Raw genomic sequence first — 14538 nt, forward strand, 5'->3', positions numbered from 1 at the left:
TAGTTATGAAAAAAATTTTAAAAATATACCTATTTACCACTGTGTTATTGTCTGACTTTATTTTATTTGCTCAACCAGGTGACGATGATGGTGGTGGTGGATTAGAAGGCGATGACCCACAACCAGCGCCAATAAACGGCAAATTATTGCTTTTGGCTGCGATGGGTATATTGTTTGTTATATATACTTTCAAAAAAAATAGAAGAACCGTTTAGTTAAAAACATATCTTACACGAACCATTCCAATCCAAAGGGAATGGTTTTTTTATGACCTAATGTCTCCCAAAAAAAATACTCCCCAATTTCTTGAGGAGTATTCTATTTCTTGAATGAACTTCTATGCCTTAAATGGTAAAAATAGAAAACCTATCGTACCACTTTCTTAGTCACTACTACGCCATCTTCTGAAGTGATTTGAACTAACAATACTTCATTAGCCATTCCCACTGTCAAAGTAGTTTGAGATGCGTTGATATCTTTGCGTTCTAACAATAATCGTCCTCTGATATCAAATACTTTTACCGATGCCATAACTACATTGCCCGAATTGATGACAAAATCATTCACTTCGTTTTTGTAAACAATCACTTGGTTGGCATTGAAAGTTGGATTATCTGTGTTAAGTGCTGATTGATACACCACTTCAAAACGGTTATTGAATGTTCCAGCTTGTGAGGTGAAAGTGTAGTTACTTGCGGTTAAATCATGAACCGTTGTGGTCAAGTTATCCTTCAAATAAATAGGTTGCGTTCCTGCTGAAAATCCTCCAGCGGTATGGTCAATCGAAATCGTATAGTTACCCGCCGTGACCGCTTTATAAGATAATGGTACAATATCGCTTGCATCAAAATCAGGTCTTCCTTGGATAGCATATTCCTCTGTTCCTATCAAACTGGTTAAATAAAACTCATTGTTGATATTGGCTCCGTCTATTCCTCTATCAAAGCCAAGCGTTCCTTCTGAACTATATCCAACTGCCATTTGGCTAAACACTCCAGTTGCGTCGGTTAAATTCAACCAATACAAGCCATTGTTTACCGACTCGATAGTATCAGCGTTTCTAAAGAATTGGTCTGCATTAGAACTTCTTCTCATGCTATTTGTAAAACTTAAGTTTGTACTACTTGTTGCTTCTACAATAAATCCTTGTCCTACATTAATAACCCAGTTTTGTTCTTGTGAACCACCAGTAGGAAAGAATCCTGTTCCGGTATCTCCACCAGCCGCACCATTGGCTACATAAGCTGTTTTAGTCAGTGTAGCATAAGAAGTTGCCGCATTATCATTTGTCTTTCTCCAAAAATATAATGTACCAGAAATTGCTGCATTATCATCGATAAAATTATGCACATTAATTCTTGATGGATAGGGGTTTCCAACAGCATTAAATCCTGTTGTCATTGCAAAGGTTAAATTACCATTATTTGGAATTCCAGTAAACTGACCGTTCCAAACTGCAGGAGCAGTTGGATGATTCCATGGCATTCTTATAAGATATCCTTTTGCAGTGGCAAACTGAACATTATTACTATCCGTTCCATTTACTCCATTTGCATCTAATCCTGTAATTGCAAAACCTAAACTATTACTATAAACATTTGTAGCAGTTAAATATTGATAAAAACGAGTTGAGAAAGTTAATGGTGAAAAGGCGTACAATCCTTGCCCAGTTACTGGCGATGACCACAAAGTATAATCCAATCGTTTTAATGCAGAAGAATTTCGTTGCACTACTATATTTCCAGAGTTGGTGAGTGTATTGTTTTGTAATAAGTTCGAATTATTGTTAAAAGTAAACGTACTTCCTGCGTCAACCGTTACTCTTCCTTCTAAGGTAACATTAAACCCAGAAGCGACAGTCACAGAAGCGTTATTAGTTAATCGTAATGAACAACCTGCAAAATTAGCGCCTATAGTTCCTGTACCACCATCAAAAATTACTGACTTACTTGCCGTCGGTGTTCCATTTGACCATGTTGCTCCACCATCGGTAGAGGTTGTTGTATCAATGGTTACTACTGCCGAACCACTGTTTCCTGTTCCGACACAACCATTAGCATCTGTTACTGACGTTATAGTATACGTTGTGGTACTTGTTGGTGCTACCGAAATGTTAGTACCACTTATATAGCTACTAGCCGTTCCTCCAGTATATACCACCGTGAAAGGCGATGTTCCACCTGTAATAGCCACTGCAATATTGGTTGGACTTCCAGAACAAATGGCAGCAGACCCAGAAATTACTGATGCGGTTGGTCTTGAGTTAACCGCCACACTCGCAGTGGTTGTACTGGCTGTACAGCCATAAATATTAGTTGCGGTGACCGCATAAGTTGTTGCCACTATAGGAAAAACACCTGTTGGATTTTGTATAGAAGAAGTAAATCCGGATGGTGTAGAGGTCCATGAATACGTTAACGGGCAAGTTCTAGAATCAAAAGTTATTCCCCAGGAGTTAATAGTCCCAAAGTCATCTGCTGCATCATCAACTACTCTTAATGTCCAAGTACCTGTCGCCGCTCCTGTTAGTACAGAAAATGCTTGCTCAGGGGCAAAAGTTCCATTGATGGTAGAGTCACCTGTTGGTAAAGCTGCCCCAGCTGTTTGAAATGTTGCTGTGTAATTATTCCCATTACCACCATTGTCTGTACTCAATTCAATTTGAGAACCATTTGGAGCAATTAAAAAGATATCCAAATCGGCATTCCAAGTGTGCGTAATATTAACTGATACTGTGGCAATAGCACTTGCAGTTGCACAAGTAGTTGGAATAGTTATGGTTGAACTTATACCGTTTGTATCATTATCCGGAATAGCTAAAGCTGGTGAAGTGGTACGTGAAATCGCATCAACAGGAGTATTATCTCCACTAGACGTTAGATTTACAGAGCTTCCTATACAAATAACACTATTACGAGCAACAGCAGTAACATTTGTTGGTTTAGGACTAATTATAAGACTATTAGCACTTGTAAAAGTTCCTGCACTTGTTACAACGGATACCGAACCAGTAGTATTAGAAGTAGATAATGTTGCCGAAATTAAGGTGGCAGAATTTACAGTTTAGCTCGCCACATTCACTCCATTCACTCTCACAGCAGTAACACCAGTGAATCCTAAACCTGTTATTGTAATTGTTTCTCCTTCACATACCGCTGATGGTGAAAAATCACCTACACGTGTTTGTATTGGCACTAATTCTCCTGTAGATAATAATATAGCTGGAAAATTAGTACTTCCGTCAAAAAACTGTATTTGGTTTAACTGACTGTTTGTTAACGCCGTATTTGTACTTCCAACAAAAAGCTTTGGATTTGTCCCGGAAGCAGCAGTGCCATTGTAGCCTCCCACCCAACCGGTTATAGTCAGCATTTTATTGGATGTCCATGATGCTGCATTACTGTTGGCAAATGTTAACGTATGATTACCTGTTCCTAAAATAATATTTGAATTTTCACTCAAGGTTAAAACACCTACTGTATCCGAAAAACCAGCTGTTGCACCAGATCTGTATGTACCGCCGTTTAAATTAATGGGAGAAGTATTGCTGATTCTGTTGGCTGCATTAGGCACTAACACCGTTGTTCCTTCAATAGAAAGATTATTTGTTACAGTGATATTTGCATTCAATGTTTTCGTACCACTGTTAGAAGTAGTTAAATTATTGTAGGTGTAGGCACCTACATTTTGTGCACCACTACCATTATAATTAACGGTTCCAGCTGATGGAACTAATGAACCACCTGACATTGTTCCGGTGCCACCTATGTTTAACACTCCGGCACCACTAAATCGGATGGCATTTCTTGCCGCATTCCCGTTCATTGTAATATTTCCGGTCACATTTACTGTACCGGTTGAAATTGTAATTTCTGAATCAATAGCATCATCAGACGTTGTAGCAATTGTAACAGAGGTACAAGTCAAACTTCCACTTCCTACATTAACAATCTTATCATCGCCACCAGCACCCGCTCCTGTTCCTGCATTAATAGTTATAGCACCATTAACGGTTAAAGAATTTGAACCACTAATGATAAGTGTGCTATCCTCGTTTCCTCCTGCAATAGTTAATACAGCACAAACTTAATTAAGATTAACCGTAACATCATCATTGTTATCAATAATTACGGTATCAACGGGACTTGGTGGACCGGAAATTATTCGATAAGCTTGTGATGTTTGGTTGCTTCCGGCATTAGTAGTTAACGTTAAACTAGTATTGCTATTGATAGCTGCGACAGTTCCAATAGCATTACCGTTTGTTCTTTGAATTACAGAACCAACCGTCAACTCAGTTAAAAATAGAGTACCACTTCCTGTTACAGTTGTTGAACCTGTTGAACATGAAATCGTACCAGATCTTGTGATGTTAATATTGACCCAAGTGGCATCGGCATTCCAGTTGCCATTGGCACCACTAGTGACCGTACCAGATTGTGCCAAAGCTAAATTGGATAGAAAAAAACAAAACAGTATAAAAACCGTTGATCCTAATTTCGAATTGCGTAGTAGTGTATTCATATGAAGATTTTGTGTTTTATTGTATTATAAATCATTCCGTTGCGAATGTAAAAAATAAACATCATTGCGTAACAATAAATCTGTTTAAAGACATAAAATAACGATAAAAATGAATATTTTATTATAACTTATAACTGTCAGACTGTATTTCACTGGTATACACGATATTTAACCATACAAATAAAGTAAAACTAAAAGTAGTAACCTAATTTTTTGTCGTTAAAATACGTTTTTCATCGATGAAAAGCATAATTAAAATAAAATTTGTAATATTTGAAGTGAATATTTTATAGCATTTTGATGAAGTTTTTAATAGCGAAAAGACTTGTTTAAAAGAAATTAGTTTTAAATTTTTTATCGGTTAGAATGATTACAATAAAAAAAACTCTCGAGTGATTGAAAGGTTTTCTTTGTCATAACAAACTTTTATTACGCTTGCCCAGCCGGACCAAAATTCAGCGGAATTTGAGGTTGCTCTGTGTCTTTTATCTCGCCATTAACTTGTTCAAATCGGTGAATATTTTCACCTAGTGCTTTCAGAAAACGTTTGGCATGTTGAGGCGTTAATACTATTCTTGATTTCACTTTTGCTTTTGGTGTTCCAGGCATAATGGTTACAAAATCAACTACAAACTCTGAAGCTGAATGGTTAATAATTGCCAAATTAGAATAAATACCTTCCGCTGTTTTTTCATCGAGTTCGATGTTGATTTGTCCTGGTTGTGGAGTGTTATCGCTCATTTGATATGAAATTTTAAATATTAGATTTTAGATATTGAATTTGTCATTGAAATTGCAATTGACTTTTGCCATTAAAAAAAGCCACTAATTAAAAATTCACATGAAATTTAAAACTAGTGGCTTTTATTTATCGCTAACCCTGTTTCCTCTCCATTGAAGAGGGTTAGGGTGAGACTTTAATAGATATACTCTTCTTTACTAGCCATAATCTCATTGTAGTCTTCCTTAGAACCTACAATAGTGTGGTCATAATCTCTCATACCGGTTCCTGCTGGAATTCTATGACCAACGATTACATTTTCTTTAAGACCTTCAAGTGTATCTACTTTACCAGCTACTGCTGCTTCGTTTAACACTTTAGTCGTCTCTTGGAACGATGCCGCAGAGATAAATGATTTGGTTTGTAACGACGCTCTCGTAATACCTTGTAATACAGGTGTTGCCGTAGCAGTAATGACGTCGCGAGCCACCACTTGATTTTTATCATTACGTTTCAATAACGAGTTTTCATCACGTAATTCACGTGGAGAAATGATCTGTCCTGGTTTTAACACTTCAGAATCTCCTGCATCTTCTACCACTTTCATCCCGTATAATTTATCATTCTCAACGATGAAATCAGCCGTGTGTATCAATTGCTCTTCTAAAAATAACGTATCTCCTGGATCTTCTACTCTTACTTTTCGCATCATTTGACGTATTACTACTTCAAAGTGTTTGTCATTTATTTTTACTCCTTGCAAACGATACACCTCTTGAATTTCGTTTACTAAATACTGTTGAACTGCAGATGGTCCTTGAATTCTCAAAATATCATCTGGGGTGATAGCACCATCAGATAAAGGCACACCGGCTTTAACGTAGTCATTTTCTTGAACTAGGATTTGACTAGATAATTTTACAAGGTATTTCTTAATTTCACCAAATTTAGATTCAATGATAATCTCACGGTTTCCTCTTTTGATTTTACCAAAAGTGACAACACCGTCAATCTCAGAAACTACAGCTGGATTAGAAGGATTACGAGCTTCTAACAACTCCGTAATTCGTGGTAAACCTCCCGTAATATCACTAGCTTTCGAAGAACGACGAGGAATTTTCACTAGGATTTTACCTGCTTTAATTTTCTCTCCATCTTCTACCATCAAGTGAGCTCCAACTGGTAAGTTATAAGAACGGATTAATTCACCATCCTTTCCATAAACCAATAAGGTTGGGATTAATTTCTTATTTCTTCCTTCTGAAATTACTTTTTCTTGGAAACCAGTTTGCTCATCAATCTCTACTTGGAAAGATTGTCCTTGTTCTAAATCTTCGTAAGCAATTTTTCCTGTAAATTCAGAAACAATTACACCATTATATGGATCCCACTTACAAATAGCAGCACCTTTTTCTACCACGTCACCATCTTTCACATTAATGATAGAACCATAAGGAATATTGTGCGTACTAAGTAAAATGCCAGTTTTAACATCTACTAATTTTAATTCAGTTGAACGAGAAACAACGATATCTACCTTATTACCATCTGAATCTTCGCCTATAACAGTTTTTAAATCTTCGATTTCTAATTTTCCACCAAAACGAGCCACAATAGTAGACACCTCAGAAACACCACCTGCAACTCCACCAACGTGGAATGTACGCAATGTTAACTGTGTACCTGGTTCACCAATAGATTGTGCTGCGATAACTCCGACAGCTTCTCCTTTTTGGGTCATTTTTCCAGTAGCTAAGTTTCTTCCATAACATTTTGCACAAATACCTTTGGTAGCTTCACAAACTAAAGGTGAGCGAACTTCCACTTTTTCAATTGGAGACTCTTCTATAGCTTTAACAACTGCTTCAGTAATTTGCTCACCTGAATGAATCAGTATCTCATTATCCAAAGGATTAACGACATCATGTAAAGCAACACGTCCTAGTATTCTTTCACCTAAGGTTTCAACAACTTCTTCATTTTTCTTCAACGCAGAAACCTCAATTCCTCTTAATGTTCCACAGTCTACAGAATTAACAATAACGTCTTGCGAAACGTCGTGCAATCTTCTAGTTAAGTATCCCGCGTCGGCCGTTTTCAAAGCAGTATCAGCAAGTCCTTTACGCGCACCGTGCGTAGAAATAAAGTATTCTAAGATAGAAAGACCTTCTTTAAAGTTAGAAAGAATTGGGTTTTCAATAATTTCACCACCACCAGCAGTTGATTTTTTAGGCTTGGCCATCAAACCACGCATACCAGTTAATTGACGAATTTGTTCTTTAGAACCACGCGCTCCAGAATCAAGCATCATATACACCGAGTTGAACCCTTGTTGGTCTTCTCGAATGTTTTTCATGGCCAACTCAGTCAGCTGTGCATTAGCAGAAGTCCAAATATCGATAACTTGGTTGTAACGTTCGTTATTGGTAATAAGACCCATGTTATAGTTCAAGGATATTCCTTCAACTTGTTCTCTTGCATCGGCAATCAATTTATCTTTTTGCTCTGGAATTCTGATATCACCTAATGAGAAAGATAATCCACCCTTGAAGGCAAATTTATATCCCATATCTTTCATGTTATCAAGGAACGCAGCCGTTGTTGGAACATCAGTCACAGCAAGGATTTTTCCAATAATATCACGTAAAGATTTTTTAGTTAATACTTCATTGATATAACCAGCGGCTTGCGGTACTACTTCGTTAAATAATACTCTACCAGCAGTAGTTTGAATGATTTTATATACTAATTCTCCATTTTCATTAAAATCCTTAGCTCTGATTTTAACACGAGCATTCAACTCAAGTCTTCCTTCATTCAAAGCAATATTACATTCTTCTGCAGAGTAAAAAGTTAATCCTTCGCCCAAAATTTTATGATCCGGAGTTGACAAACGTTCTTTAGTCATGTAGTAAAGACCCAAAACCATGTCTTGAGAAGGTACCGTAATTGGCGCTCCATTCGCTGGATTCAAAATATTGTGCGAGGCCAACATTAATAATTGAGCTTCCAGAATAGCTTCTGGTCCAAGTGGCAAGTGAACCGCCATTTGGTCACCATCAAAATCCGCGTTGAACGCCGTACACACTAATGGGTGTAATTGGATAGCTTTCCCTTCAATTAATTTGGGTTGGAAAGCTTGTATACCCAAACGGTGTAACGTAGGAGCACGGTTTAGTAATACTGGATGACCTTTGATTACATTCTCTAATATATCCCAAACTACTGGCTCTTTTTTGTCAATGATTTTCTTAGCTGATTTTACTGTTTTAACAATTCCTCTTTCGATTAATTTTCGAATAACGAATGGTTTGTATAGTTCAGCAGCCATATCTTTTGGCAAACCACATTCAAACAATTTCATTTCTGGTCCAACAACAATTACCGAACGAGCCGAATAATCCACACGTTTTCCTAACAAGTTTTGACGGAAACGACCTTGCTTTCCTTTCAATGAGTCAGAAAGTGATTTTAATGGTCTGTTTGATTCTGTTTTAACAGCAGAAGCCTTACGTGTGTTGTCAAATAATGAATCTACTGACTCTTGCAACATACGTTTTTCATTTCTCAAGATAACTTCAGGAGCTTTAATCTCCATCAATCTCTTCAAACGGTTATTTCTGATGATAACTCTGCGGTATAAATCATTCAAATCAGAAGTGGCAAAACGACCACCATCTAATGGTACCAATGGACGTAATTCTGGCGGAATAACTGGTATTACTTTCAAAATCATCCATTCAGGACGATTTTCTCTATTTTTGTTAGAATCACGGAAAGACTCAACAACTTGAAGTCTTTTTAATGCCTCTGTTTTGCGTTGTTTAGACGTTTCATTATTTGCAGCATGACGCAATTCGTATGAAAGAGCATTCAAATCAGTTCTAGCTAGCAAGTCCATGATACACTCAGCACCCATTTTAGCGATGAATTTATTTGGATCATTATCATCTAAATACTGATTTTCCATTGGAAGCGTATCTAAAATATTTAGATATTCCTCTTCAGTTAAAAAGTCTAAGCGGTGTAATGATTCGCCTTCTGAATTCACAGCAATACCAGCTTGGATTACCACATATCTTTCGTAATAGATAATCATGTCTAATTTCTTAGATGGCAAACCTAGGATATAACCTATTTTGTTTGGAAGCGAACGGAAATACCAAATATGTGCAATAGGCACAACAAGGTTGATATGTCCTACTCTATCACGACGTACTTTTTTCTCGGTAACTTCAACACCACAACGATCACAAACGATTCCTTTGTAACGAATTCTTTTGTATTTTCCACAAGCACATTCGAAATCCTTAACAGGACCAAAAATTCTCTCGCAGAAAAGTCCGTCACGCTCTGGCTTGTGAGTTCTATAATTTATAGTTTCTGGTTTTAAAACTTCACCTCTTGACTCAGCCAAGATTGATTCTGGAGAAGCTAAACCGATTGAAATTCTATCAAATCTCTTGATAACATTTCTTGCATCCTTATTATTTCTATTATTCATCATAGTTTTTACTATTGATTTATTTCTACTAATTGAACTTAGATTTATGGTTTTTGCTTTTCTAAAAAAACTAAACCATTAAGTTACTACCTCGAATTACTTCTCAAAACTTCAAATCTCTTTCACTTTGAAGTGCTAGTTATACAATTTAGTACAGTATAAAAAATCGGAACGGTTTACGGGTATAAATCTTTAAAAACTTGTTTTTGAAAAAGTAACAATATTCAGTCACAGTTTTCAGTTATTTTACTTTAAACTGCGACTGTGACTGGTTACTAATTTATTCTTCTAAACGAATGTCTAATCCAAGACCTTTCAATTCATGCATCAATACATTGAATGATTCTGGTAATCCTGGCTCTGGCATAGTTTCACCCTTAACGATTGCTTCGTAAGTTTTAGCTCTACCAATAACGTCATCCGATTTCACGGTCAAAATTTCTCTAAGCGTGCTCGATGCGCCATAAGCTTCAAGTGCCCAAACCTCCATTTCTCCAAAACGTTGACCTCCAAATTGCGCTTTTCCTCCAAGAGGTTGTTGCGTAATCAAAGAGTATGGTCCAATAGAACGTGCGTGCATTTTATCATCAACCATATGTCCAAGTTTCAACATATAGATAACTCCAACAGTTGCTGGTTGATGGAAACGTTCGCCAGTACCACCATCATACAAATAAGTATGACCAAAACGTGGAATTCCTGCTTCATCAGTCAATTCATTAATTTGATCTAAAGTAGCACCATCAAAAATTGGTGTGGCATACTTTCTACCTAATTTCTGACCTGCCCAACCTAGAACAGTTTCATAAATCTGACCGATGTTCATACGAGAAGGTACACCAAGTGGATTTAATACAATATCCACTGGAGTTCCATCTTCTAAGAATGGCATATCTTCATGACGAACGATACGCGCAACGATACCTTTATTACCGTGACGACCCGCCATTTTATCACCTACTTTTAACTTACGTTTTTTAGCGATGTATACTTTTGCCAATTTCAAGATACCTGCTGGTAACTCATCTCCAACAGTGATTGTGAATTTCTCTCTACGTAATGCACCTTGAAGGTCATTCAATTTGATTTTGTAGTTATGAATCAAGTCATTCACCAAAGTATTAGTTTCTTCATCAGCAACCCATTGTCCTTTTGTTAAATGAGCAAAGTCATCAACAGCGTTCAACATTTTCTGAGAGTATTTTTTACCTTTTGGCAATACTTCTTCACCCAGGTCATTCATAACACCTTGCGATGTTTTTCCGTTAACTATAGCAGTAAGTTTCTCTACTAATTTGTCTTTTAAATCAGCATATTTAGTTTCGAATTCCATTTCTAAAGCCGTCAAATCGTCTTTATCTTTGGTACGTTTCTTTTTATCTTTTACCGCTCTAGCGAATAATTTTTTATCTAAAACAACACCATGTAAAGAAGGAGACGCTTTTAATGAAGCATCTTTTACATCACCTGCTTTATCACCGAAAATTGCTCTCAATAATTTCTCTTCTGGAGTTGGATCTGATTCTCCTTTTGGAGTAATTTTTCCAATTAAAATGTCGCCAGGTTTCACTTCGGCACCAATTCTAATCATTCCATTTTCATCCAAGTCTTTAGTTGCTTCTTCCGAAACGTTAGGAATATCATTAGTTAACTCTTCGTTACCTAATTTAGTATCTCTAACTTCCAGTGAATAATCATCAACGTGGATAGACGTGAAAATATCATCACGAACTACTTTTTCAGAAATTACAATCGCATCCTCAAAGTTATACCCTTTCCAAGGCATAAAAGCAACTTTTAGGTTTCTACCTAAAGCCAACTCTCCGTTTTGTGTTGCATATCCTTCACAAAGTACTTGTCCAAGTTTCACTCTGTCACCTTTTCTTACTATGGGTTTCAAGTTGATAGACGTACTTTGATTCGTTTTTCTGAATTTGATTAATTGATATGTCTTCTCATCTGGGTCAAAACTTACCATTCTTTCTGCTTCAGTTCTATCATATTTGATGGTAATCATGTTAGCATCAACATATTCAACAGTTCCGTCACCTTCAGCATTAATCAAAACTCTTGAATCCGATGCTACTTGACGCTCTAAACCAGTTCCAACAATTGGCGCTTCAGGACGTAACAGTGGTACAGCCTGACGCATCATGTTTGATCCCATCAACGCTCTATTCGCATCATCATGCTCCAAGAACGGAATTAAAGAGGCCGAAATCGATGCAATTTGATTTGGAGCAACGTCTGTATAATGAACTTGACTTGGATCAACTACCGGGAAATCACCTTCTTCACGAGCAATAACTTTATCAGCAGTAATTTTTCCTTTAGCATCCATTTGAATGTTAGCCTGAGCAATCATTTTTCCTTCTTCTTCCTCAGCGCTCAAGTATATAGGAGTAGCATTTAAATCTACAACACCATTAGTAACTTTACGATATGGAGTTTCGATGAAGCCCATTCCGTTAACTTTAGCGTATACACCAAGTGACGAAATCAATCCAATATTTGGTCCTTCCGGAGTTTCAATTGGACAAAGTCTTCCGTAGTGCGTATAGTGAACGTCACGCACCTCAAACCCTGCTCTTTCTCTTGAAAGTCCACCTGGTCCAAGGGCAGATAATCTTCTTTTGTGCGTAATCTCAGCCAATGGATTGGTTTGATCCATAAATTGAGACAATTGGTTTGTACCAAAGAAAGAGTTGATAACCGATGATAATGTTTTAGCATTAATCAAGTCGATTGGTGTAAACACCTCGTTATCTCTAACGTTCATTCTCTCACGAATGGTTCTAGCCATACGAGCTAAACCAACCCCGAATTGTTGAGATAATTGTTCTCCAACAGTTCTAACACGTCGGTTTGACAAGTGATCAATATCATCAATCTCAGCTTTAGAGTTGATTAATTCAATCAAATATTTTACAATAGTAATGATATCTTCTTTGGTCAAGACTTGCTTTTCCATTGGGATATCCAAACCAAGTTTTTTGTTCATTCTATAACGACCAACTTCACCTAAGTTGTATCGTTGGTCAGAGAAGAACAATTTATCTATAATGCCACGAGCAGTTTCTTCATCAGGCGGTTCTGCATTACGCAATTGTCTGTAGATGTGCTCAACGGCTTCTTTTTCAGAGTTGGTTGGATCTTTTTGTAACGTATTGTGAATGATGGCATAATCACCTTGATTAGCATCTTCTTTGTGCAACAAAATAGATTTTACATTGGAATCGATGATTTCCTCCACATTATCTTTGTCGATAATAGTATCTCTATCGAGGATGATTTCGTTACGTTCAATAGAAACAACTTCACCAGTATCTTCATCTACGAAATCTTCATGCCAAGTGTTCAATACTCTTGCAGCTAATCGTCTTCCAATATACTTTTTAAGTCCTGTTTTAGATACTTTAATTTCCTCGGCAAGGTCAAAAATCTCAAGGATATCCTTGTCTCTTTCGAAACCAATCGCACGGAATAAAGTAGTTACAGGTAATTTTTTCTTTCTATCGATATAAGCATACATTACGCTATTAATATCGGTAGCAAATTCTATCCAAGAACCTTTGAAAGGAATTACTCTGGCAGAATACAATTTAGTACCATTGGCATGGAACGATTGACCAAAGAATACTCCTGGCGAACGATGCAATTGAGAAACTACCACACGCTCAGCGCCATTGATAACAAAAGTACCGCTAGGAGTCATGTAAGGAATAGTACCAAGATAAACATCTTGAACAATAGTTTCAAAATCTTCGTGTTCAGGATCTGTACAATATAGTTTTAATCTCGCTTTTAAAGGCACGCTATAAGTCAAACCTCTTTCTATACACTCTTGAATAGTGTAACGTGGTGGATCAACGAAATAATCGATAAACTCTAATACAAAGTTATTTCTTGTATCGGTAATTGGAAAATTTTCCATGAAGGTATTGTATAATCCTTCGTTGCCTCTCTCATCTGATTTCGTTTCCAATTGGAAGAAATCTTTAAAAGATTTTACCTGAACATCCAAAAAATCTGGATATTGTGGTATGTTTTTAGTAGAGGCAAAATTCAATCTTTCAGTCTGATTTGTTATCATCAATGGACAAAATTTTGATTAAAAAAAAGTAATTTTTTGTGTGAAACACTGTTTAGTTTATACTTTCTTTTTATAGTCAATACATCTTTAAAAATTATTCAAATTTGTTCTTTGGCAAATTTTCTTTCTTCGTATTGATTAAAAACTTTTTCGTATTTAAACTTATTATGATAATAAAACTATATATAATTTTATTATACGAAAAATGGTTTAGGTCTCTGAGTGCTTAAACTCAAGACCTAAACCTAGTTCTAAAACTGGAGTTGGGTTATTTTAACTCAACTACAGCTCCAGCTTCTTCTAAAGATTTTTTCAAACCTTCAGCTTCTGCTTTTGTAACTCCTTCTTTGATGTTTGATGGTGCACCGTCAACTAAATCTTTAGCTTCTTTTAAGCCAAGACCAGTTAATTCTTTTACTGCTTTTACAACAGCTAATTTAGAAGCTCCAGCTTCTTTCAATACTACTGTGAATTCAGTTTGCTCTTCAGCAGCTTCACCAGCACCAGCACCACCAGCAGCAACTACTACAGCTGCAGCAGCTGGTTCGATACCATACTCATCTTTTAATATTGTAGCTAAATCGTTAACTTCTTTTACAGTAAGGTTAACTAATTGTTCTGCGAATTGTTTCAAATCTGCCATTTTTTCTATCGTTTAAAATGTTCTTTAATTATTATTTTTTTAGTCTGCTCTAA

Annotated in this window: 9 protein-coding genes; 2 read left to right on the forward strand and 7 right to left on the reverse strand. The window is 36.5% G+C overall.

Going from position 1 to position 14538, the window contains the following annotated elements; all coding sequences use genetic code 11:
- Positions 1 to 5 precede the first annotated feature (5 nt).
- Positions 6 to 215, forward strand: coding sequence for a hypothetical protein (locus tag WFZ85_RS00925; RefSeq protein ID WP_342694406.1), 210 nt, complete (start codon positions 6 to 8; stop codon positions 213 to 215).
- A gap of 151 nt (positions 216 to 366) precedes the next feature.
- Here the strand turns inward: WFZ85_RS00925 and WFZ85_RS00930 are convergent, their stop codons facing one another.
- The gene (locus WFZ85_RS00930; RefSeq protein WP_342694407.1) at positions 367 to 2697 is read right to left on the reverse strand and encodes a T9SS sorting signal type C domain-containing protein; all 2331 of its coding nucleotides are present in this window, start codon (positions 2695 to 2697) and stop codon (positions 367 to 369) included.
- 37 nt (positions 2698 to 2734) lie between these two features.
- Between WFZ85_RS00930 and WFZ85_RS00935 the strand changes: the two genes are divergently transcribed.
- A complete protein-coding gene (locus WFZ85_RS00935) occupies positions 2735 to 3067 on the forward strand; it encodes a hypothetical protein (RefSeq protein ID WP_342694408.1) in 333 nt (110 codons plus the stop codon).
- Here the strand turns inward: WFZ85_RS00935 and WFZ85_RS00940 are convergent.
- The 6 genes from WFZ85_RS00940 to rplL all read right to left on the reverse strand — a co-directional run bounded on the left by WFZ85_RS00940 (position 3064) and on the right by rplL (position 14485).
- A complete protein-coding gene (locus WFZ85_RS00940; protein ID WP_342694409.1) occupies positions 3064 to 3927 on the reverse strand; it encodes a hypothetical protein in 864 nt (287 codons plus the stop codon). The genes WFZ85_RS00935 and WFZ85_RS00940 overlap by 4 nt on opposite strands.
- A 159-nt stretch (positions 3928 to 4086) precedes the next feature.
- Positions 4087 to 4524 (reverse strand): hypothetical protein, encoded by a 438-nt coding sequence (locus WFZ85_RS00945; protein WP_342694410.1) that lies wholly within the window; start codon positions 4522 to 4524, stop codon positions 4087 to 4089.
- Positions 4525 to 4953: 429 nt separating this feature from the next.
- Positions 4954 to 5265, reverse strand: a complete 312-nt coding sequence (locus tag WFZ85_RS00950; protein WP_342694411.1) for a DUF3467 domain-containing protein — start codon at positions 5263 to 5265, stop codon at positions 4954 to 4956.
- A gap of 176 nt (positions 5266 to 5441) precedes the next feature.
- Positions 5442 to 9752 carry a DNA-directed RNA polymerase subunit beta' gene (gene rpoC, locus WFZ85_RS00955; protein ID WP_342694412.1) on the reverse strand — a complete coding sequence of 1437 codons (4311 nt, stop codon included), beginning with the start codon at positions 9750 to 9752 and terminating at the stop codon, positions 5442 to 5444.
- A gap of 277 nt (positions 9753 to 10029) precedes the next feature.
- Positions 10030 to 13842, reverse strand: a complete 3813-nt coding sequence (gene rpoB, locus WFZ85_RS00960; RefSeq protein ID WP_342694413.1) for a DNA-directed RNA polymerase subunit beta — start codon at positions 13840 to 13842, stop codon at positions 10030 to 10032.
- Between the two features lie 268 nt (positions 13843 to 14110).
- Entirely contained in the window at positions 14111 to 14485 is a 375-nt protein-coding gene (gene rplL / locus WFZ85_RS00965; protein ID WP_342694414.1) for a 50S ribosomal protein L7/L12, read from the reverse strand.
- Positions 14486 to 14538 lie beyond the last annotated feature (53 nt).

Origin of the sequence: Flavobacterium aureirubrum (assembly GCF_038739835.1) — a bacterium.
Classification (GTDB): Bacteria; Bacteroidota; Bacteroidia; order Flavobacteriales; family Flavobacteriaceae; genus Flavobacterium; species Flavobacterium aureirubrum.

Coding starts and splice junctions, on each gene's coding strand:
- WFZ85_RS00950 (WP_342694411.1), bottom strand. CDS start 5,265: ATGAGCGATAACACTCCACAACCAGGACAAATCAACATCGAACTCGAT.
- rplL (WP_342694414.1), bottom strand. CDS start 14,485: ATGGCAGATTTGAAACAATTCGCAGAACAATTAGTTAACCTTACTGTA.
- WFZ85_RS00945 (WP_342694410.1), bottom strand. CDS start 4,524: ATGAATACACTACTACGCAATTCGAAATTAGGATCAACGGTTTTTATA.
- rpoC (WP_342694412.1), bottom strand. CDS start 9,752: ATGATGAATAATAGAAATAATAAGGATGCAAGAAATGTTATCAAGAGA.
- rpoB (WP_342694413.1), bottom strand. CDS start 13,842: ATGATAACAAATCAGACTGAAAGATTGAATTTTGCCTCTACTAAAAAC.
- WFZ85_RS00925 (WP_342694406.1), top strand. CDS start 6: ATGAAAAAAATTTTAAAAATATACCTATTTACCACTGTGTTATTGTCT.